Raw genomic sequence first — 22,182 nt, 5'->3', positions numbered from 1 at the left:
GGCCTCTTGCCCTGGGGCATTTCAAAATATTCTGCTTTTTTGCACAAAATTAGATATTCCAGCTTATTTAAATATGGAATGTTGGATTTTTGCGTTTTACCCTCACAAATAGCAGCGGTTTGAAAAATATTGTCTACTACCTCGTTGTTCTTTTGACGCTCATTCTGCTGAACGGTTGTTCATCGGCAAGCCACAGCTGGACTGCCAAGGCCTATCATAACACCACCGCACACTACAACGGTTATTGGTACGCGCGCGAAGAGCTCGACAAGATCGATCAGGATATCTGGGCTGCCTATGAGGACGATTACAACCGCATTTTGCGGTTGTACCCACCACTGGACTCGGCGCAGGCGAAGGGCTATGACAAGGAAATCCAGGAAGCCGTCAAGATGGCTTCCCTTGCCATACAACGGCATCCCAACAGCAAATGGGTGGACGACGGATATATCCTCGTAGGCCGTGCGCGTTTTTACAGCCTGGACTGGGGCAACTCCATCCAGACGTTTAAATACGTCAACACCAAAAGCAAGGACCTGGACACGCGCCACCGCGCCATCATTCACCTGATCCGCACCTTTACCGAACACCAGGAGTTCAACAACGCTCAGGCGGCCATCGACTTTGTGCAGAAGATGCCGCTGACCAAAACAAACAAAAAGCATCTGTTGCTGGAAAAGGCTTATTTCTATCAGATGCAGGGCGACCTGGACAAAATGGTCCGGAACCTGAGCGAAGCCGTGCCCCTGCTGAAGAAGCGTGATAAACCCGGAAGAATATACTTTATCATCGGCCAGGTATATCAAAAATTGGGCTTTGAGGCCGAAGCCTATAATTATTACAAAAAATGTATCGCCACCAACCCGGAGTATGAGGTGGACTTTTACGCCCGTCTCTACATGGCGCAGGTAACGGAGATCTCGCGCAGCAAGGATGTGAACGCTGCGCGGAAGTCGTTCAGGAAGCTGCTAAAGGATGGTAAGAACAAGGACTTCCAGGATAAGATCTATTATGAGATGGGCGTGTTCGAGCTCAAGCAAAAGAACCTCGACGAAGCCATTGCCGACTTTAACCGTTCCGTGCGCGCGGGCAGCAACAAACGCATCGACGGCGAAGCGTATCTGCGTCTGGGCGAGATCTACTATGACACGCTCCGCCAGTATCAGCTCTCGCAAGCGTATTATGATAGTGCTATCAACTCCCTGCCCAAGGATTACGAAGGGTATGCACGCATCAAGGCCCGGCAGGAGGTTTTAAACGAGTTTGTCAAACACCTCAATACCATCAAGTGGCAGGATAGCCTTCTGGCCTTAGCGGCCATGGACACCGCGGCCCTGCGTGCGCAGATCAAGGCCAACTACGAAGCCAAAAAACGCGAGGAAGAAAAACGTGCCGCCGCCGAGAAGAAGCGTCGCGGCGGTAATCGAATCGACCTCAGCGGCGGCCGCAGCAATCCGATGTTCGCAAACGAAAATGGTGACCAGCAGGAAGTCGATTGGTACTTTGGCAATCCTTCGGCCATGTCGGTGGGCGAGTCGGAATTCAAGCGTGTGTGGGGCAATGTACCGCTGGAAGACAACTGGCGACGATCGCTTCGTTCTACCGTGGCAAACAACGAAGAAGTAGACGACACGGCTCCCGACGACCCGAACGAGCAAAAGCCTACGAACGAGCCGCCACCGGCTGACCCCGTAGCGGCCGAGTACGACCGTCTCGACAAGCAGATCCCGCGCACCGAAGAGGAAAAACAGCAGGCCCTCGATAAGATCGAGGATGCTTACTTCAAGCTGGGTGACATCTACTACTTTAAACTCCAGGAAAGCGACAACGCGGTGACGACGTACAACACGTTGTTGAAACGATTCCCCGAAACCAAGCACGAGGCCGAGGTATTGTACAAGCTTTATCTGATCTACAAAAACAGTGATCCCGGCAAGGCAGAACGGTATGCCAGCTTGCTATTGAGCAAGTACCCCGACTCTACCTTTGCCAAGCTGTTGAAGAACCCGAATTACCTGGCAGAGTCCGAGCAGACCGGCGAAAAGCAAAAGGTACTTTACAAAGATGCCTACGAGCAATATACCCAGGGTGATTATGCTGCGTCCAGGCAGATCGTCGGGGAAGCACTGGCGTTAGGCCAAACCACGTTTGTGCCCAACCTGGAGCTTTTGCAGGTATTGATCATCGGCAAGACCGAAAACGCAGCGCAGTATCAGTATGGACTGGAAGAGTTTATCAAAAAATATCCCGAGGCCGCCATTACGGAATACGCAAAGACATTGCTGCAGTCGTCGCGCGACTTCCAAACCAAACAGGAACGGCGCATGGGTATACAGTACATCCGCTCGCTGGAAGAGCCGCACTATTTCATCATGATCTACCGGAAAGATGAGAAGTTAAGCGATGTTGCATCGGCGGTGCTGGATAAGTTCAACCTGGCGAACTTCAAGGATCTGTCGCTGAAAACCAGCAACCTCATCTTGAACGATGATTACGCGCTGACCATGGTTTCTGAATTGCCGCGTGTGACGTCTGCCATCGAGTATGCGCAAACATTTAAGGCGCAGGTTTCAAAACTCCCGGAGCTACAAAACCATAAATTCAATACCTTTGTAATCACAAAAGATAATTTCGATATCTTCTACCGAACTAAAGGTCTTGATGAGTACATCCAATTCTTCCAAAAAAACTATCCAGCAGAAGCTCAATAACCTCCTGCGCGTACAGAAACCCTGGTTTGGCAAAGTAGTAAAAGGTGTCTGGATTTTATTCCTGGTCATCATCCTGGGATTTCCGTTATACGTTTTTTCGGTGGGGATCGATCTGTTCGGATTGTTTGGCGGCATGCCCAGCCTGAAGGCGATCGAGAACCCCGAGAATGACCTCTCTTCGGAAGTGATCTCCGCCGACGGCGTATCGCTGGGACGCTACTTCCGCTTTAACCGAAGCCAGGTAACGTACGATCAGCTTTCACCCAACCTTGTCAAGACGCTCATTTATTCGGAAGACCACCGTTTTTACGATCACGCCGGTATGGATTTCTGGGCCTACCCACGGGTGATCTGGGGGCTGATGACGTTCAACAGCAAAGGTGGCGGCAGTACGATCACACAACAGCTTGCCAAAAACCTGTATACACTCGACCTCGACGGTCCCCTGGCCCGGTTGGGTAAAATTCCCCGTCGTGTTATTCAAAAAACGAAAGAGTGGATCATTTCCATTCAGCTGGAAAAGAACTATACCAAGGAAGAGATCATTACCATGTATCTCAACACGATCGAGTTCAGCAGCAACGCCTATGGTATCAAAGTGGCCTGCGAGACATATTTCAATAAACTGCCCAGCGAGCTGACCGTGCAAGAGGCCGCCGTGATGGTGGGCATGTGCCAGAACCCTTCGCTGTTTAACCCGCATCGCTTTCCAAAGAATGCACTCAACAAACGGAACGAAGTACTTTACAAGCTCTACGACCACAAATTCATTTCGCGTGCTACCTACGATTCGGTGCGTGTGCTCCCGATCGAGCTGAGGTTCGCCGTACAAAACCAGAACCAGGGGCTCGCTCCCTATTTCCGCAACGTACTGCGCAATGACCTGATCGCCTGGTGTAAGGAGCATGGCTACGACCTGTGGGAGTCGGGGCTCAAGATCTACACCACGATCGACAGCCGCATGCAGCGCTATGCCGAAGACGCGATGCTGGAGCATATGGCCAAACTGCAGAAACAATTCGACCGCGAGTGGAAACAACGTAGCAAAAACCCGTGGGTAGACGAAGATACCGGACTTGAGATCAAAGGCTTCCTCGACAAAAAAGTCAAGCGTACAGAAGCGTATCGCAATCTCGTCAATCGCTACGGCGCCGGATCGGACTCCGTCAACATCATGCTCCGGGTAAAGAAGCCGATGACCATCTTTACCTACGCCGGCGAGCGCGACACGCTGTTCAGTACAATGGACTCGCTGAATTACTACAACCGGTTTTTACAGACCGGCCTGATGTCTATGGACCCCAAGACGGGCGCCATCAAAGCGTGGGTCGGCGGCGTATCGCATAAGTATTTCAAATATGATCACGTACGCCAGGGAGCTCGCCAGCCGGGCTCTACGTTCAAGCCCTTTGTTTATGGCACCGCCATCGAGGCGGGTTATTCACCCTGTCTGGAGCTACTCGATATCTCCCCGACCATCAAAGTTTCCGGTGGTACCTGGAGCCCGTTAAACTCGGATGGTACGCGGGGTAGCGGCGAAAAGATGACCATCCGCAAAGCGATGGCGCGTTCGATCAACTCCATTACCGCACAAATGATGGAGCGTGTAACACCACAGAACGTAGTGGACTTCGCCCGGCGCCTGGGCATTACCAGCAAGCTGGACGCCGTACCGTCGCTGTGTCTTGGCACCAGCGATGTGACATTGTATGAAATGGTGGCGGCATATTGCACGTATGTAAACCTCGGCATCTATACGCAGCCTTATTACATCACGCGCATTGAAGACAAAAACGGCAACGTGCTGGAAAACTTTGTTCCCAAAACCCGCCAGGCCATGGACGAACGTACGGCATACAAGATGATCTATATGCTGCAGGGTGGGGTACAGGAATCCGGAGGTACTTCCCTGGGCCTGAGCTACGACCTCCGCTCCAACAACGAGATCGGGGGTAAGACCGGTACAACCGACAACGCCTCTGACGGTTGGTATATGGGTATTACGCACAACCTTGTCACCGGCGCCTGGGTAGGGGGTGATGAGCGCAGCATCCACTTCCCGTCGTGGAGCTTCGGCCAGGGTGGTAAAACCGCCGCTCCGATCTGGGACAAGTATATGACAAGAGTATACCGCGACAAAGAGACTGGCTATGGCAAAGGCGTGTTTAGACGACCGGCCACAGGCCTTGATATTACACTCGACTGCAGCCAGCATAACAGCACGTCTACCGATGCTCAGGATTCAGAAGATGAGCAGGTCTGGCAGGTTCCGAACAACTAATCTGCAGACATTCTATGGACGACATTAAAGATGCGGTAAGCCGGCTGCCGGAGTCTCCCGGGGTTTACCGTTTCTATAATGCCGAAGATGTGTTGATCTACGTCGGCAAGGCTAAAAGTATCAAGAAGCGCGTCAGCAGTTACTTCTCGAAAAGCACCGGTGTAAACCGCAAGACCCTTCGGCTGGTGTCGGAGATCAGGCGCATCGACTATACGGTATCGAACTCTGAGTTCGACGCCTTGTTGTTGGAAAACAACTTCATCAAGCAGAATCAGCCCAAGTATAATATCCTCTTAAAGGACGATAAGACGTTTCCTTATATCTGCGTGCTGAAAGAACGTTACCCGCGTATCATTTATACGCGTAAATACCTTCCTGAACAGGGCGAATACTTCGGCCCGTACTCCAGCGTGAGCGCGATGAAGAACGTATTGGAGCTGGTGCGAAAGCTTTACACCATACGCACCTGTTCGCTACTGCTCAGCGAGCAAAATGTAGCGCAGAAGAAGTTCAAGGTATGTCTCGAGTTTCATATCGGCAACTGCAAAGGTCCCTGTGAAGGCCTGCAGGCAGAGGATGCTTATATGGACGAGATCGGCCAGGCACGTTATATCCTCAAGGGCAATCTTAGCACGGTATACAATCACCTGACCAACCAGATGAAGACCTTTGCCGGCAACCTGGAGTTTGAACGGGCACAAGCTATAAAAGAAAAGATCGACACGCTGGAACGCTTCCAGTCGAAGTCGCTGGTGGTAAACCGCGACCTGACCGACATCGATGTCTTTTCGATCGCCAGCATCGAGAACTATGCCTATGTCAACTACCTGCAGATCAAAGAAGGCTCTATTGTCTTCTCCAAGACTGTCGAGCTCAAGAAGAAACTCGACGAGCCCGATGAAGAGCTGCTAAGCCTGGCCGTCGCTGAATTGCGCGAGCAAACCAATAGCACGAATGAGACTATTCTCAGCAATGTAGAGATCACCGTGTTAGAGGACGGTATTGAAAACGTCGTGCCCAAGATCGGCGACAAGAAGAAGCTCATCTTTCTCTCATTGAAAAATGCGTTGGAACTCAAGAAAGAGAAGGAGATCCTACGCGAAGGCAAGAAAACCAAACAGCAAGAGGTACTGATCATCCTCCAGAAGGATATGAAGCTACCCACGTTGCCTACGGTGATTGAATGTTTCGATAACTCCAATCTCGGCGGCACATCGCCCGTGGCCTCCATGGTACGCTTTGTCGATGGCAAGGCCGATCGGAAAGGCTACCGGCATTTTAATATCAAGACGGTAGAAGGGCCCGACGATTTTGCTTCCATGAAAGAGATCGTCGGTCGTCGGTACAAACGCATCCTGGAAGAAGGTCAGGCTTTGCCTGACCTGATCATGGTCGACGGTGGTAAAGGGCAGCTTAGCAGCGCCTGCGAAGCATTAAAAGAACTGAATATCTATGGAAAGGTGCCCATTGCAGGCATCGCCAAGCGGTTGGAAGAAATATACTATCCGGAAGATCCGTTCCCGCTGCTGATCAGTAAGAAGTCTCCAGGTCTGTTGCTCCTCCAGCAGATACGCGACGAAGCGCACCGGTTTGCTATTACGTTCCACCGCCAGAAGCGCAGTAAAAAACATTTCAGCTCGGCATTGGAAGGTATAGAAGGCATCGGCCATAAAACGGCGGAAAAACTGCTGAAGCACTTCAAGTCGGTGAAAAAGATCAAAGAAGCTTCGCTGGAAGAGATCGCGGCTATCATTGGCCAGAAGAAGGCCGAGGCCATGAAACGATAATACCATCGGTCATAAAAAAAGGGAAGCTTTCGCCTCCCTTTTCAATATCAAAAAAACAAAACTTAAAACTCCCAGAGATTGTGCTCTTTCTCCATGAGCATCATTTCGGTCCACTCACGTGCCCACACGCCTTCACGATAAGGACGGCCGTTAGCACGGTAGGTGTCGTCGATGGTCTCATCATCCGGATTCTGAACTTTATAGATCGTTCCGTGGAAGAGTCTCAGTAAGAAAGCATCGGCGAAGTTCTTGTTCTGAGCCGTGTTCTGCCAGTTGAACCATACCGCTTTCGGGATGTTGTTACGGAACAACTTCTCGAGGTCCTTGTACTTGAACCAACCCAGCGACACGTCGATGTTGGTGTTGGTTTTTGCACCCGGAATGATCAGCTCAAGGCCCTGAATGTCATAGTAGAGTCTTGATCTTCTTCTGTCGAAGATGATATCCTCACACATGTGGGCATTGCTGATGTCATTCACCATGTACTCAAGACCACTGCCTTGTGAAGTGGCAGCCCAGTCGTCGCCAGCGCTATCCGCGCCGGGTGTTACACCGCGGTTGTCACGCAGGGAACGATAGTTCTTACCGTTATACGTGATGATGTCGTCGGTATAAAAATCACGGTTCGGATCCCACTGATCATACATCTGTGCCTGCTCAGCCACCAAACGACCGAGGAAGTCTTCTTTCGAGATCTTCGTCGTCAGAGAGTCGCTGGCATAGATATCCGTCAGCTCGCCAGATTTCACAGCCTCCACAACCAGCCGGCTCAGCTCGCCATTTTTGGCGAAGAAGCCTTTGTTCTGCTTTTCACGCAGATCGATATTCCGCCATACACGCACTTTGTAGTGTTGTTCGTAGACTGGAATAGGGTTCAGTGAGTTAGGGTTGTACTGAACCTCCAGGTCCTGTACTTCCTGCGCTCTTGCTATTAAGCATGCTGCCGAAAGCGCTGCAAAAAATGCTATCTTCTTCATCTGTTTATTAATTCACCGGTACAATGATAATACCACTCGGGCCTTTGGGAATAATTTTCTCGTCGTCGTCCCGGTACGTTCTACGTGCTGCTTCTTTAATATCAATTACGATACGGTCGCCCGGACGTGCCTGGCCTGCCCATGAGCGCAAGTCAGGGTTACCGTTCGTTGCATTCATACGCTGAACACCCGCTGTTCCACGGCCGAGGATAATCTCAGCACGTTTGATCGAGTAACGCGCATCTTTCGGAACTTCTTCTTTGAAGTTTGCTTCCGGCTCAGCCACGAAGCGGAGGTTAGCGAGTTGATTTGCACGGATACCGTTGCGCAGGTCAACAGGGTTGTTACCCACATAGGCCAGGAATTTCGGATCCGGAACGTTTTTCACGTCGAACGGCTGATCACCGATTGTTGCACCGCCGTTGCTAACCGTAACTTTGATCTTCCGTTGTTTCGGGATGATCGTCACTTTACCAGGCTTATCACCTTTGATGATTTCCGCACCACCGCCCGCGCTGAACGAAGGATTGTAGTTTGTTCCGAGTGAAGGAACTTCAATGTTCACCGTGTTACCGCAGTTCATGTACAGCGTAGGAGCATTACCCGTTGTCGCTTTGATAACCGGTTGTGCTACCATGTATTGAATGTCCTGCTCGTAAGGCTTGCCATCGATCATGATCCTTGCTTTGAAGGACTGTTTCGAGAAACCGTCTTTGTCATAGTTCCCGCCTTTCGCGGTGAATTCTACTTTACCCATTTTCACACCTGACGGGTCGTCTACAATCGACAGCTTTTGGCCGTTGTAGTACATTTCCGGCACCAGGCCTGAAGCCGATGCTGTGATGAACATATCAGCCTGGTACTTAGCACCTGCCGCTACGATCGAGGATACAGGACGAACCATTGGCACAATGCGGTCGAACTTCACGACGCCGGCACCGGCTTTCTCCGCCAGGATGCCGAGGGCCTTTGCCTCTTGCTCGAGCACCTCAGTCTGCAGCTGCGTTACAGAAGCGTAAGCCGCTACGGGAGGTGTGTTCTCGAACGTAAAGGTCAGGTAGTCCTTATTCTTGTGTTTCTCGTTGTCTTTAAATTCCGGCATCTGCTCGGGCGACTTCGTAAGGGTCTCGAACGGTTTACCGGTCAGTTTTTCCAGCTGCTTGCGATAGTCGTCCAGTTTCTTTTGAAAGAGCACGCCTACACCCTGACCGTCTTTTTTATCGATCATCATCGTGGCCACTTTTGAGCTGTGGTCATTGATGAATCTCTCGTCGATCCCGGCTGCGCCGCTTTCCGCCAGCATTTTCTTCTTTACATCCTCGATATATGTAACAGTCTCTTTTGTCAGTTTCCGTACCTCCTGGGCGTTGGCAACAGCTTGCTTAACAGCAGCATCGTCGCTCTTGCCTCCATCTTCCATGATTTTATTGAGCTGAGCATTGTTCTTGATATTCGATTCACCGATCAGCGTTTCGAGGGTGCTGTTGATGATGGCGAATTTCTCGAGAACGGCATTGCTCACCTGCAGCGCCAGAAGTGCAGTCAGTACGAGATACATCATACCGATCATCTTCTGCCGCGGGGTTTCCTTTCCACCTGCCATTGTTGGTTGTTTTTTTAATTAAACGTTAAAAAACAGTCAATCGTATTAGTTCTGGCCGCCACCTTTCATGGCTGTCAGCATGCTGCCGTATACTTTGTTCAGGGCAGTCAGGTTATCAGAAAGTTTACCAAGCTCTGTTGTGAATTTAGCGGTGTTGTCACCTACCTTCGACAGACCTTGCATAGCACCTGTCAGGCTTTCATAGAACTTGTTCATATTCTTCACGTGGCTGTCGGCGTCTTTCAGCTCCATCTCATATACTGAGTTCAGGGCAGCGAGGTTTTTCGTTACTTTCTGAACTTGTGAGTGGTATTCACCAGCGTCTTTCGATGCTTCCGACATGCTCGATACAGCTTTGATAGCGGTGTCGTATGACTTGTTCATTTCCAGCAGCTGTGTAGAAGCTTTCTTTACGTTCGTCGCGTAGTCGTTCGTGGCGACTGCTGCGTCAGAAAGAGTCGACATTTTCTTAGCAGATTCCGCCAGGTTGTTCAGGCCTTTGCCAAGGCTATCCAGCAGTTCGGGACCGATCTTCGCTTTCTCAAGCGAAGCGTCCAGTTGCTGAGACAAAGAAGCACCAGGCTTATTAGAGATACGAGGCGAAGTAGTGGGTGCTTCGTAGTCTTCAGAAAGTTCGGGATATACTTTTGACCAATCCGGCTCCTGGTGAGGGGGCTCGAATGCGCTCAGGAAGAAGATCACGGCCTCTGTCAAGAGACCGATCATCAGCATCTGGTCAGCACCGGTCAAGTGAAGGATTTTAAATAATGCACCCACGATTACAACTGCCGCACCAATACCATAAACTTTGGGCATTATGGTCTTGAAGAGAAGTTCGGCAAATCCGCCTTTTTTCTTGCTCATTTTAGTAATGGTTTAAGTTTTTGCCTTTTGATATTTAAAGATAGAATAGAGTTTCTGGTTGTTAAAATTCCTGACCTGACGAGCGGCCGAGGTGGGTCATTGCACAGCGGAACCCAATATAAGCGCGCGTAGAGTCTTTGAATTCATAAGTACGTGTACCTGTTTCGAGGTAATAGGCCACATCTTTCCAGGAACCTCCGCGTACAACTTTCTTGGGAGGAACGCGTGGATTGTATTGAGAAGCTTCCGGATTGGTTCTCGGATCGATGTACTGTGGGTTCAAGTCCCAAACGGTCGGTACAGACGCAGGATTGAAGTCATCCAAACACCATTCTGAAACATTCCCTGCCATGTCGAACAGGCCGAAGTCGTTCGGGAAGTATGACATTACAGGAGACGAGTAGGCAAAACCATCATCGTAGAAGTTACCACGGCCAGGTTTGAAGTTTGCGAGCATACATCCTTTAGAGTTGCGGATGTACGGGTTACCCCAAGGGTATTTGGCCATGTCGCGACCGCCGCGGGCGGCGTATTCCCATTCTGCTTCAGAGGGCAGACGGAAGGCAGGCATCTGGAAGTCGCCTACGCTTTTGCGGTAGTCGTTCAGGTAAGCGGTTCTCCATTTACCAAAGAAGACAGCAGCATCCCAGTTGACACCGACCACCGGATAATCGTCGTAGCCCGGGTGCCAGTAGTAGTAGTCCTGGATCGGGTCACCCATGTGGTGCGCAAAATCGCGAACCCAGGCGGCAGTATCGGGATAATATTTCTGACGGAACGTTTCTGCATCAACAGTCTCGAAGCCCTCAATGGTACCGTTGTCTACCAGGAAGAAGTTTGTGAATTGACGGTACTCATTGTTGGTAATTTCTGTATCGTCCATGAAGAACGAACCGATAGTCACCTGCTTGTTGAAGTTGATTTGAGTGGAAGCAGGATCTTCATCTGCCTGACCCATGTGAAACGTACCAGCGGGAATCGGAACCATCCCGTAGGGGATTGTCATCACCCAACCTTCGCGGCCGGGAACTCCGACGAGTTCGCCCTGATCGTTTCCGCCACCTTTACCACCTCCAAGGCCCAGCAGGCCACAAGCACTGGCCACTGCGCCCGAAAGCACTAACACTACTTTTGAAAGAACCGATTTATTCATACTGCTATCTCAGGTTTGTCTACGGTGAAATTTTTAGAGGACGAAAGTTAATTGTATCAGCTTTATTTTTTTGAAGAAAGTAGATGCAAATTCATTAAAAACTTAAAAATACCAAAATCACTGCCGCTTAATGCCTGTAGCGAGGGGTTCGAACGACTTTTTTGCCGCTGCCCGGATTGACAGGTAATTCATAACTCAGCATGAACTCAAGCGAAAAATTGTCCTTGGCATCACGGTCCTTGACGATAAAGTCAATGCCACTACCTAACTTGAGTGATTTATCTTTTAACAGTGCGTATCCCAACAGTAAGCTACCTGCCTCTCCTTGTCTAAACGCCAGGCCTCCCCACATCGTATCTTTCAAGTAGCCAATTCCTGCAAAATCTATTTGTGTACGATTTAAATCCGAGCGGACGGCCGCGCTAAATTGTACACGTAAATCAAAGCTTACCTCGTAAAAATAGCCGCCCGTGAAGTTGATGTGGTTTTCCAACGCACTGCGTACATCGTCTTGCCCAAAATCAAATTCAGAGCGCAATAAATGGTTAAAACCTACCCCGAGATAGTATTTCTCTGCGCGATAAAAAGCACCTAACCCCAGGTCCGGACGGATCTGTGATTCCTTGCCATGCTTCAACAGCGGATCATCGGGATTCGATGCGCGATACATTTCCCAATCGATCGCTTGTGAATATATACCTGCCTTGATCCCTAAGCTAAGTTTAGTGTCTTTTATACCCAGATGGTAGGCATACATGGTTTGTGCCTCCAGGTTGTTTTGCGGCCCGAGCTTGTCGTTCATGACATACGCACCAAAACCGCTGCGCAGTTTGAAGATCGGTGCGTTAAAGCTTACCATCTGCGTTACGGGAGCGCCGCCGTCGTTGAAGCTGGATTGGTACCCCAGCCATTGGCTGCGGTGTACTGCTGTGAGCCTCGTTACACCATCTACGCCGGCATACGCAGGAGTCATGTATAGGTTGTTAAACATGTACTGCGTGAACAAGGGATCTTGCTGAGCAAAAACACCTGATCCAGATCCAGCCAGGGCCAACAGGAGGGTATAAAAAGTCTTTTTCAGCATTAAGGTTAAAAAGTAGAATTTAAAGTAAGCGCTTTTTTACGACACAATCAATCTAATGTAATTAAAGTGTAATAAAAAAGGTCACTTTGTAAAATTCAATGAATGAACGAGTTATTCAAAAAAACCACCCGTTCATGCAGGCACACCGAAACACGCAAAACAGCGAAAACCGTTTCGATCAGCTGAAAGAACTGAAAATGTGCTACTTAATTCCGTTGGCCTTTTTTATATAGAGCTCAAGCGCACCCGTCATGGACGGAGCGTTCGGAAGGGGTGCTTCAATGTCCAAAATAAGGCCGGCATCGCGTACAGCCTTGGCCGTTGTCGGGCCGAAAACCGCTATGCGGGTGTTATTTTGCTTGAATTCAGGGAAATTGACAAAAAGGGAGTTGATTCCCGAAGGGCTGAAAAACGCCAGAATATCGTAAAACACTTCTTTCAGGTCCGATAAGTTGGCGGCTACCGTGTGGTAGATAATGGCCTCGGTGTAATGATATCCGCCCTCTTTTAAGAAGTCGGGAATGTCATTTTTACGAATATCCGAGCAGGGGAACAGGTATTTCTCGTTTTTGTGTTTCTTCAGTATCTCCAGCAGATCCTGGGCCGTCTTCAAACCAGTGAAGATCTTGCGCTTACGGATCACGATGTATTTCTGCAGGTAATTGGACGTCTGCTCGGAGATGCAAAAGTATTTCATCTCCGGGGGCATTTCAATCTTTAACTCCTGACAGATATGGAAGAAATGGTCGACGGCATTACGGCTCGTGAAAATGATGGCCGTATGATTTAAGATGTCGATCTTTTGTTTGCGAAATTCTTTGACCGGTACCGGCTCAACCTGAATGAACGGACGGAAATCGATTTTCAGGTTATACTTTTCAGCCAACTTCAAGTAGGGAGAGTTCGCATCAGCCGGAGCTTCTTGGGTCACCAGAATGCTTTTTACTTTGCGCATTCTGTCAGTAGCAATTTCACTCATATCAACACGTAAACGAATTCAGGCTAATTGTACAGTACCTTTAATGTTATCAAAAAGGGTATCAATTCGGTAGCACAAATGTACGAAAATAAATGAAACAACGAGTGGCTCATTTTGCTACTTAACTTGAAAATGATCAGCACCATCCAAACCACAAGGGTCCATCCAAAAAACTGCAGCAGGCCATAGAAGAAACCAGCGTGCTGTCCATGCATAATGAAGTACCCTGACATTATGATAGTAACTGTTCCAAACACCACCAACAGCACACGCACCCAATTGAAGAAATGAGTGCCTGCTGCTTCCGGCACGCCGAATAAACTCGTTAATCCGTACACCAGGGTCATCTTCACAAAGAAGATCCCCAGCACAATGAGGCTCAATTCAAGCCATTGCAGCATGGCCATGGGGAAATCTTCCGCCTTAAACAGCAACGCCGTCGTATATTCCGTCGGCAGGAAATGAAAAATGATCATCAGGTAATACCCCAGCATCATGCTGCAGAAGATATAGAAAAGGATATTCGTGCTGCTGGTGATGCGCGTGTATACCTGCCCGTCGTCTACTTCACGCATCGAGAATATTTTGATAACCGAAAAATAATCTGATGCCAGTTTGGGGTTCAGGCGGATGATGGTGATCACCAACATGACCAGCACCAGCAAGCCCACGACGGCAAAATCGCGGAAGGACGTATTGCGTCGCACCAGCTGTTCTTCTGTGCTGGCTTTCTGCGGCGCGCGCGTCAGCACCCGGGTACTGAGATCTTCCTGCCAGATGCGCTTTTGACGGATGGCGACCGTAAACGAAGGCGAATAAATGCCGGCCAGGCTGTCGATGTCCAGGTGTAACCGCGTACCGGCAGCCGCCAGTTTGCCATCGATAAACAGGTTGAACGGCTGCGGGCTGCTAACCGCCAGCACATCGTGCTGAAATTTACCGGCATCCACGCGAAAGTAGACCGTCGACACCTTCTCATTTCCGGTAAAAGCCTCGTATTTGCCGTCTTCGAAGTATGTCCATTCCAGAGAAAAATCCTTGCGGACCGCATACTGCTGCGCCACGGCGTGCGCCGCGAGCAGACATCCCAGGCAGACAAAGAGGACCAGTTTTTTTACGCTCATCATACGGCTCAAAAATATTCAGAATTGGTCTCATATCCGAAATGCCCGTAAGTTTGCCGTTCGAATATGGCCGGAATCTATTTTCATATTCCCTTCTGCAAGCAGGCGTGCCACTACTGCGACTTTCACTTTTCCACGAACCAGGAGAAAAAGGGAGAGATGGTCGGCGCATTCGTGCGCGAGCTGGAGCTCCAAAAGTCGTACCTGTGCGGGGAACCGATCGAGACGGTGTATTTCGGCGGGGGCACGCCCTCGTTGCTGTCGGTAACAGAAATAGAAACGCTGCTCCGGGCTGTCGCCCGGAACTTCACGCTTGCGCCTTCGGGCGAAATAACGCTGGAAGCCAATCCCGACGACCTCCACGCCGAAAAGCTTGCAGGCTTACGCGCCGCCGGTGTCAACCGGCTGAGCATCGGCATCCAGTCGTTCGACGACCAGGTGCTACACTTCTTACCTCGCGCCCCCCGCGGCGCGGCGGCCCGGCAGTGCCTGGAGGAAGCCCGCGCGGCGGGGTTCACCAACATCAGCCTCGACCTGATCTATGCCATTCCCGGTCAGCCGGTTGACACCTGGCGGGAAAATATCCTGCACGCGTTATCATTCGCTCCTGAGCACATTTCATCGTATTCCCTCACCATCGAAGAAAAGACGGCGTTTGGCAAGTGGGCAGCTACCGGCAAGCTCCAGGCCGTGGACGACGATCTTGCCGCCTCGCAGCTGGAGATGCTGGTCGAGATGCTGGACACCGCCGGCTATGAGCAGTATGAAGTATCGAACTTTGCCCGTCCGGGATATTACTCACGTCATAACAGCAGCTATTGGCAGCAGAAAAAATACCTCGGCATCGGCCCGAGCGCGCACTCCTACGACGGTAAGAGCCGGCAGTACAATGTCGCGAACAACCATGCCTACCTGCGATCCCTGCAGGAAGACACGATACCGTGTACACGTGAGGAGCTGACGGCAGCCGATATCGTAAACGATTACCTGTTGACGACACTGCGTACGTCGTGGGGCGCGGATCTGCAGAAGCTGCGGCAGGAATTTCACTACGACGTGCAAGCCCTGCACGGCCCCTACCTGGATACACTCTGCGCCAAACAACTGGCCATTGTGTCGGACGATTCCTTATGCCTCACCAAGCGGGGCAAGATGCTGGCCGATAAGATCGCCGCCGACTTATTTGCGACAAAATAAAACTGCGCCGCAAGGCCCAAGCCGGAAGTTTCGTAATTTTCACGACCCTACCAGAGACCCATGGAAGAAAAAAAAGTGTATATGCTGCTCAAAGCCGTGATCTTTCACTACCACGGCCTGGACGACATAGAAAAAAACGACCTGGAGAAAACCGCGCGCGAGCTGAACGCCCAGGAAGAATACAAGTGGGCGCTTGACTTCGTGGCACAAGATTATGTCACTTCCTTCGACCGGGCACGCGACTACCTGAATGAGATCATCGGCGATTATCCCAAAGAGAAGCGTGTAGAGCTTATCAACATGGTTTGGCAAGCCAATAACCTAAAAGGCTACGTAACCGAAATGGAGGCTACGGCCATGCTGAAGCTTGCCAAAGACTGGAACGTACAGAAAGAGCTGATCGAGCTGGTCTTAACCTGAGCCATTACAGGCTCATCATGTCTTTAAATTTCGCAGCCTGCCGGCGGCTTACCTCGACCTTGTCACCGCCCCGGAGCTTTACCATCAGCCCTCCGTTGAACCACGGCTCGATACCTTCTACCCAGCTCAGGTTTACAATGTGCTTGCGGCTGGCGCGGAAGAAAGCGCGCTCGTCCAGCTTCTCATCCAGCGCATTCAGCGACTTGTGGATCATCGGCCGGTTGGCATCGAAGTATACTTTGATGTAGTTACCGTCGGACTCGAACAGGCGCACATTCGAAAGGCTTACAAACCAGCAGCGGTCGCCGTCTTTTACGAATACCTGGTCGTTCAGCCCCAGTTTTTTCTCCGGTCCGCGAATGGCGGCAATCTTGGCGCGCTCTTTTTCCGCCAGCTTGGAGACCGTTTCCAGTAGACGTTCCGGTTGAATGGGTTTTAACAGATAATCCAGCGCGTTGACCTCAAAAGCCTTGATCGCAAATTCGTCGTAGGCGGTCGTGAACACGACCAGCGGCACGGCATCCAATTCCTCCAGCAACTGGAAGCCTGTCTTCCCCGGCATCTGAATATCCAGGAACAGCAGGTCAGGATTCAGGTCGTTTACCAACTGGGTCGCCTCGTCGGCGTTGGCCGCCTCACCCACTACTTCGATCATCGGATGATCTTCCAACAACTTCATTAGCTCTTTTCGCGCCAGGCGCTCATCATCCACGATTAATGCTCTCATAGGTAAAATTTTGAGGAATGATTATTTCTGTAAGTACAAAATTATCGTTTTCATTTACAATCCGGAACGACGCCTCGTCCCCATAGATCAGTTTTAAGCGCTGCATGGTATTTTTCAACCCCAGGCCACCCTTGCGTTTGTTCCCCTGCGCCAGGTGCCCTGTATTGCGAATATGGACCTTCAAACGGTTATTATCAACAGATGTCTTCACTTGTATCACGCCGCCCTGCGTAAGTTTTGAAATACCGTGCTTGATGCCGTTCTCTACCAGCGTCTGGATCATGAGCGGCGGCACCAGAAAGTTTTGCGATTGCGGGTGTATGTCAAACTCCGTTTTCAGTCGCTCCTCAAAACGAATGCTCTCCAACCCGAGGTAATCTTTTACCAACCGCATCTCGTCATCGAACTTGGTCAGACCCTTCTTGTCCATCGCCAGGCTGTTTCGTAAGATATTGGCCAGCTGGTTTATGGCCTGCTTTGACTTCGAGGGGTTCTCGTCCACGAGCGCCCGGATGCTGTTCAGCGCATTAAAAATAAAATGCGGGTTGAGCTGCGATTTAAGATTGTTGAGTTCGATCTCGATCATGGACGCTTCGTACTTCAGCGATTTGTTATACCGATCGAAATAGTGATAGGTGAAGTAAAACACCGACCACAAAAAGAAGACGATCGCATAGAACGACGTTTGCCCCAATATTTGTGCCGGATCGAACGCCGTGCGCGGGTCAAATAACCGGCCCAGGATCAGGTTGACGGGTATGCGCAGGAAATATACCGTCACCCCCATCAGGATCACCGCCACAAACACACCCGGAATGAGCTTGGGCATGGGCAGGTACAACCACCGCCAGCGATTCAGGAACAGGCGGAATAAGTGTGTGATCATGAGGCACAAGAATGCCTCGAACAGGAGGAACGTGATGCGGCGGGTGGCAAAGCCGTCGGAAGCAAAGACGCTAAAGACGATCTGCACGACGGCGTAAAACAACCAGCCGCCGGTCTGCAACGTCCAATACAGTCTGTGCTTATTTACCATATCGCCTCCGCGAAAAGTTCAAAATATACGCAAATCGCGGGCACCCGGCATCCCAAATTTATGTGGGTGGCGGATCTACAGGTATTTAAACTGTAAGAGATATAGGAAAAGAATGCCCGTCACAATGATCAGCGACCAGGTAATGATCACGACCATTTTTTTATACGCTACAAGCTTCGGCTCGGCGGCCATGGAGTTGAACGCAAAGGCCAGGCTGGCCAATATATACAAAGAAGCTTCGAGCAGATCTCCTGCGTATACCTGGTAGGCCCCCACGAGAAGGAAAAGGAAACTGACCAGGTACGGACGTAAGCGTGCTATCATGTTGATACTGTGTGCAAATCGTGGTTAATTCAATTCGGCCTTCAGGAACTTGCCCGTATAGCCGGTGGTATTTTTCGCCACCTCTTCCGGTGTTCCCCGGGCGATGATCTTGCCGCCCTTGGCGCCGCCTTCCGGTCCCAGGTCCACGATGTGGTCTGACGACTTGATCACGTCCAGGTTGTGCTCGATCACCAATACGGTATTGCCTTTGTCGACTAGTTTCTGCAATACGTCCAGCAGGTGGGCGATATCCTGAAAGTGCAGTCCCGTGGTGGGCTCATCCAGAATATACATCGTCTTGCCCGTATCCCGCTTCGACAGCTCGGTCGCCAGCTTCACACGTTGCGCTTCCCCGCCCGACAGCGTGGTGGCGTGTTGTCCCAGGGAGATATAGCCCAGTCCCACTTCTCCCAGCGTCTGGATCTTGCGCAGGATCTTCGGCTGGTTCTCAAAGAACGTGATCGCCTCTTCCACCGTCATATCCAAGACGTCGCTGATCGACTTGCCTTTGAACCGCACTTCCAGCGTCTCCCGGTTATACCGCTTGCCTTTACAGGTTTCGCACGGCACATATACATCCGGCAGAAATTCCATTTCAATAAGGCGCAATCCCGCGCCTTCGCACGTTTCACAGCGGCCACCCTTCACATTGAAAGAGAACCGGCCCGTTTTATATCCGCGGATCTTCGCCTCCGGCATCTGTGTGAACAGGTCGCGAATATCGCTGAATACGCCGGTATATGTAGCGGGGTTCGACCGCGGCGTACGACCGATGGGCGACTGATCCACTTCGATCACTTTGTCGATATGCTCAAGCCCCTCCATCTTTTTATAAGCCAGCGGCTCCGTGCGCGAGTTATAAAAGTGCCGGTTGAGGATCGGAAAAAGTGTTTCGTGGATCAGCGTAGACTTACCGCTGCCCGATACACCCGAGATACAGGTGAGCGTACCCAGCGGTATCTCCAGCGTAACGTCTTTGAGGTTGTTGCCCGACGCACCCGTCAGCACCAGCTTCTCGCCGATGCCTTTGCGCCGGTCCTTGGAGAACTGTATCCCGATCTTGCCGCTCAGGTATTTCGCTGTGGTGCTGTCGTTCTTCAAAAATGTTTTCGGATCACCCGCCGCTACTACGTGGCCACCGTGGCGCCCGGCACCCGGACCGATGTCGAGTATATAGTCGGACTCCAGCATCATATCCTTGTCGTGCTCGACCACCACCACGCTGTTGCCAATGTCGCGCAGGTCCTGGAGGGCCTTGATCAGCTTGACGTTGTCGCGTGCGTGCAGCCCGATGCTGGGCTCGTCGAGAATATAGAGCACACCGACCAGCTGTGTGCCGATCTGTGTAGCCAACCGGATACGTTGCGACTCCCCGCCGCTCAACGTGCGGATGGGGCGGTTCAGATTCAGATAGTCCAGGCCTACGTCCAGCAAAAAGCCGATGCGCTTCCGGATCTCTTTCAACACCTCCGTCGCGATCACCTTCTGCTTGGCATTGAGCCGACCCTCCAACCCTTCAAACCATTTTTTCAGCGACTGAATATCGAGCATTGCCAGCTCGGCAATGTTCTTGTCGTCGATCTTAAAATGCAGCGACTCCCTTTTCAGGCGGGCACCGTTACACTCGGGGCACGTACGAATAATCGTGAAATCCTCCACCCATTTCCGCATAGCCTCCGAACCTTCGTCGCGTTGTTTTTCGAGGAAGTTGATAATGCCTTCGAAACGCACGTTCCAGTCGGTGCCCGGATATTTTACCGAAGCAACCGCTACCGGTGCATCGTCGCCGTAGAGCATTACTTTGATGACCTCCTTGGGTATATCTTTGATCGGTGTCGACAGCGTCAGTTTGTGGCGCTTCAGCATCGACTCGATCTTTTTGAAAATCCAGATGTCGCGGTATTCCCCCAGCGGCAAAATGCCGCCGCGGCTTATGCTCAACTTCTTGTCGGGCATGATCGAGTCCTCGGTGATCTCTTCGATCTGCCCCAGCCCGTTACACGTAGGGCACGCGCCGTAGGGCGAGTTGAACGAGAATGTATTCGGCGCCGGCTCGTCATACGACAGACCGGTTTTAGGATCCATCAGGAACTTGGAAAAATGATGCACCTTGCCGTTTTCTTCCATCACCATGATGACGCCCTTACCTTCTTTCAGCGATTTGGCGATGGACTGCCCAATGCGGTGTTTGTCTTTTGCATCGGCGACGATCCGGTCCATCACCACTTCAATGTCGTGGATCTTGTACCGGTCCACCTGCATTTTCGCGGTGATCTCCTGTACCTCACCGTCTACACGCACTTTGGTATAACCTGATTTCCGGATCTGTTGGAACAGCTCGCGGTAGTGACCCTTGCGGCCTTTGATGATCGGCGCCAGCAACACCAGCTTTTTGCCCTTCAGGGTTGTGATGATCGCGTCGAGGATCTGCTCTTCGGATTGCCGCACCATCTTGTCGCCCGACAGGTACGAAAAAGCTTCGCCCGCCCGGGCGTACAACAGACGCATGAAGTCGTATATCTCCGTGACGGTACCCACCGTCGAGCGCGGGTTCCGCGACGTCGTTTTTTGCTCGATGGAAATAACGGGGCTAAGGCCGTTGATCTTGTCAACGTCCGGCCGCTCGAGGTTGCCCAGGAAGCTGCGCGCGTAGGCGGAAAAGCTCTCCATGTAGCGGCGCTGTCCTTCGGCGTAGATCGTATCAAAAGCGAGGGACGATTTGCCGCTACCGCTAATCCCGGTAATGACCACCAACTTGTTACGCGGAAAGCTTACGTTGATGTTTTTCAGATTATGCTCACGGGCACCGATGACTTCAATATACTCATGACCGGTTTGGTCCTGGATCTTTTTTTCTGCTGCTTTCGCCATGAATTGAACTTACCAATAATGAGAAATACAAAAATGCCGTACCGATTGTTTCCTACAAAATGAAAAAACCGGAATCGCCATATCTTTCTTCAAATTCCGCCTGCCGGTAACCCGGCACATGCCGGACAGTCTGTGCGCGGCAACCTGTGCCTGGCACTGGACATTCCCGTGTGTTTTCCCAGTGCTTTAGGACTGGGTCATCACTGGCTTAAATCTAAGTTATCCCCGTGTTATCCCGCACTGTAGGCCTAGAAAACAGGAAGGCCATCCTTTCCCAGGATAGCCTTCCTCCATGCCCGCAGGCATACTATTATTTCCGACTGCCGTAAAAGAGCGTGATAAACAGCGTCGGGTAGATGGCATAGTTTTTAGCGGCCGCCATCAGCTCCACCTTCTCGGTGTAGGCATCCAGCAGGAAGCCCGCCTCGAAGCCCGTTACCTGGCTTTTGATGGTGCCCAGCTCAAAGTTAAGTGCGGCTTTTATATTGGCGCCGGGTGCGATCTTCGACTCGTCAAGGCCCTGGAACAACCGGCCGGTACCAAAGATCGATGTGACAGGGATGTTGGTATCGTACTGCGCGGTATTGGTTACAAACGAGGTGTTGTCTACGCTATATTCCACATAGTACGGGGCTACGATACCGATCGTCGGGCCCGCGGCGAAAATAGCCTTGATCTCCACGCCTTGCTGCGGCGCTTTCTTGAACAGGATAAAGTCGCGGCCGTATTGCAGGCGGAGCGCATAGAGATAATTCTTTTTGCCAAGAATAAAGAAGTTGCCGGTGTTGGGTGAGCTTGTGCGCACTTCCTGCGGGTTCTTAACATTCATGATCTCCAGGCCGTACGTTTCCAGCACGCGATCGCTTAGTTTACGTGCTTTTTTGAAAACCAGGCCGCCGATCAGCCCCCCCGCCGTGTTTTTATTGATCCCCCAGGTAAACTCTGATTGGTAATCATAGCTATCTTGCGTTTGTGCACTTGCCACAATCGCCACCAACATAAAGCCCAATAACAGGGAGATCTTATCCAGACGCAACATCCTCA

17 protein-coding genes are annotated in these 22,182 nt (G+C 51.1%); 5 read left to right on the top strand and 12 right to left on the bottom strand.

Features of this window, described 5'->3' with window-relative positions:
- Window positions 1–119: 119 nt before the first annotated feature.
- From porW to uvrC, 3 genes are read left to right on the top strand one after another with little or no spacing between them, the layout of a single operon-like run.
- Entirely contained in the window at window positions 120–2,711 is a 2,592-nt protein-coding gene (gene porW / locus KK078_RS02465) for a type IX secretion system periplasmic lipoprotein PorW/SprE (protein WP_254088649.1), read from the top strand.
- The gene (locus tag KK078_RS02460) at window positions 2,662–4,992 is read left to right on the top strand and encodes a transglycosylase domain-containing protein (RefSeq protein WP_254088648.1); all 2,331 of its coding nucleotides are present in this window, start codon (window positions 2,662–2,664) and stop codon (window positions 4,990–4,992) included. Before porW ends, KK078_RS02460 begins: the two co-directional genes overlap by 50 nt.
- Window positions 4,993–5,006: 14 nt before the next feature.
- Window positions 5,007–6,779, top strand: a complete 1,773-nt coding sequence (gene uvrC, locus KK078_RS02455) for an excinuclease ABC subunit UvrC (RefSeq protein ID WP_254088647.1) — start codon at window positions 5,007–5,009, stop codon at window positions 6,777–6,779.
- 62 nt (window positions 6,780–6,841) lie between these two features.
- On the opposite strand, the gene KK078_RS02450 is transcribed toward uvrC, so the two are convergent.
- The 7 genes from KK078_RS02450 to KK078_RS02420 form a co-directional block, all read right to left on the bottom strand.
- The gene (locus tag KK078_RS02450) at window positions 6,842–7,756 is read right to left on the bottom strand and encodes a gliding motility protein GldN (RefSeq protein WP_254088646.1); all 915 of its coding nucleotides are present in this window, start codon (window positions 7,754–7,756) and stop codon (window positions 6,842–6,844) included.
- A gap of 7 nt (window positions 7,757–7,763) precedes the next feature.
- Window positions 7,764–9,359, bottom strand: coding sequence for a type IX secretion system motor protein PorM/GldM (gene porM, locus KK078_RS02445; RefSeq protein WP_254088645.1), 1,596 nt, complete (start codon window positions 9,357–9,359; stop codon window positions 7,764–7,766).
- A gap of 45 nt (window positions 9,360–9,404) precedes the next feature.
- Complete coding sequence (porL, locus tag KK078_RS02440) at window positions 9,405–10,223, bottom strand: type IX secretion system motor protein PorL/GldL (protein WP_254088644.1); 819 nt, start codon at window positions 10,221–10,223, stop codon at window positions 9,405–9,407.
- 61 nt (window positions 10,224–10,284) lie between these two features.
- Window positions 10,285–11,376 carry a T9SS ring complex lipoprotein PorK/GldK gene (gene porK / locus KK078_RS02435; RefSeq protein WP_254088643.1) on the bottom strand — a complete coding sequence of 364 codons (1,092 nt, stop codon included), beginning with the start codon at window positions 11,374–11,376 and terminating at the stop codon, window positions 10,285–10,287.
- Between the two features lie 127 nt (window positions 11,377–11,503).
- Window positions 11,504–12,460 carry a PorP/SprF family type IX secretion system membrane protein gene (locus tag KK078_RS02430; protein WP_254088642.1) on the bottom strand — a complete coding sequence of 319 codons (957 nt, stop codon included), beginning with the start codon at window positions 12,458–12,460 and terminating at the stop codon, window positions 11,504–11,506.
- 202 nt (window positions 12,461–12,662) lie between these two features.
- Complete coding sequence (locus KK078_RS02425) at window positions 12,663–13,439, bottom strand: uroporphyrinogen-III synthase (RefSeq protein ID WP_254088641.1); 777 nt, start codon at window positions 13,437–13,439, stop codon at window positions 12,663–12,665.
- A gap of 23 nt (window positions 13,440–13,462) precedes the next feature.
- Complete coding sequence (locus KK078_RS02420; protein WP_254088640.1) at window positions 13,463–14,566, bottom strand: DUF4271 domain-containing protein; 1,104 nt, start codon at window positions 14,564–14,566, stop codon at window positions 13,463–13,465.
- Window positions 14,567–14,629: 63 nt separating this feature from the next.
- On the opposite strand from KK078_RS02420, the gene hemW reads away from it, so the two are divergent.
- The gene (hemW, locus tag KK078_RS02415; RefSeq protein ID WP_254088639.1) at window positions 14,630–15,760 is read left to right on the top strand and encodes a radical SAM family heme chaperone HemW; all 1,131 of its coding nucleotides are present in this window, start codon (window positions 14,630–14,632) and stop codon (window positions 15,758–15,760) included.
- A 60-nt stretch (window positions 15,761–15,820) separates the two neighbouring features.
- Window positions 15,821–16,180, top strand: a complete 360-nt coding sequence (locus KK078_RS02410; protein ID WP_254088638.1) for a hypothetical protein — start codon at window positions 15,821–15,823, stop codon at window positions 16,178–16,180.
- Window positions 16,181–16,184: 4 nt separating this feature from the next.
- Here KK078_RS02410 and KK078_RS02405 read toward each other — a convergent pair whose 3' ends face one another.
- From KK078_RS02405 to KK078_RS02385, 5 genes are all read right to left on the bottom strand, one after another.
- Complete coding sequence (locus tag KK078_RS02405) at window positions 16,185–16,907, bottom strand: LytR/AlgR family response regulator transcription factor (RefSeq protein WP_254082353.1); 723 nt, start codon at window positions 16,905–16,907, stop codon at window positions 16,185–16,187.
- Entirely contained in the window at window positions 16,885–17,943 is a 1,059-nt protein-coding gene (locus tag KK078_RS02400; protein ID WP_254088637.1) for a sensor histidine kinase, read from the bottom strand. The genes KK078_RS02405 and KK078_RS02400 overlap by 23 nt, the downstream gene beginning before the upstream one ends.
- A 75-nt stretch (window positions 17,944–18,018) precedes the next feature.
- Entirely contained in the window at window positions 18,019–18,267 is a 249-nt protein-coding gene (locus KK078_RS02395; protein WP_254088636.1) for a hypothetical protein, read from the bottom strand.
- A 24-nt stretch (window positions 18,268–18,291) separates the two neighbouring features.
- Complete coding sequence (gene uvrA / locus KK078_RS02390; RefSeq protein ID WP_254088635.1) at window positions 18,292–21,138, bottom strand: excinuclease ABC subunit UvrA; 2,847 nt, start codon at window positions 21,136–21,138, stop codon at window positions 18,292–18,294.
- Window positions 21,139–21,448: 310 nt separating this feature from the next.
- Window positions 21,449–22,177 carry a hypothetical protein gene (locus KK078_RS02385; RefSeq protein ID WP_254088634.1) on the bottom strand — a complete coding sequence of 243 codons (729 nt, stop codon included), beginning with the start codon at window positions 22,175–22,177 and terminating at the stop codon, window positions 21,449–21,451.
- Between the last annotated feature and the right edge of the window lie 5 nt (window positions 22,178–22,182).

This window comes from Dawidia soli (assembly GCF_018598185.1).
GTDB classification, from domain to species: domain Bacteria; phylum Bacteroidota; class Bacteroidia; order Cytophagales; family Cyclobacteriaceae; genus Ohtaekwangia; species Ohtaekwangia soli.
The sequence above is the reverse complement of the archived record's forward strand: the minus strand, read 5'-3'. Positions and strand labels throughout refer to the sequence as shown.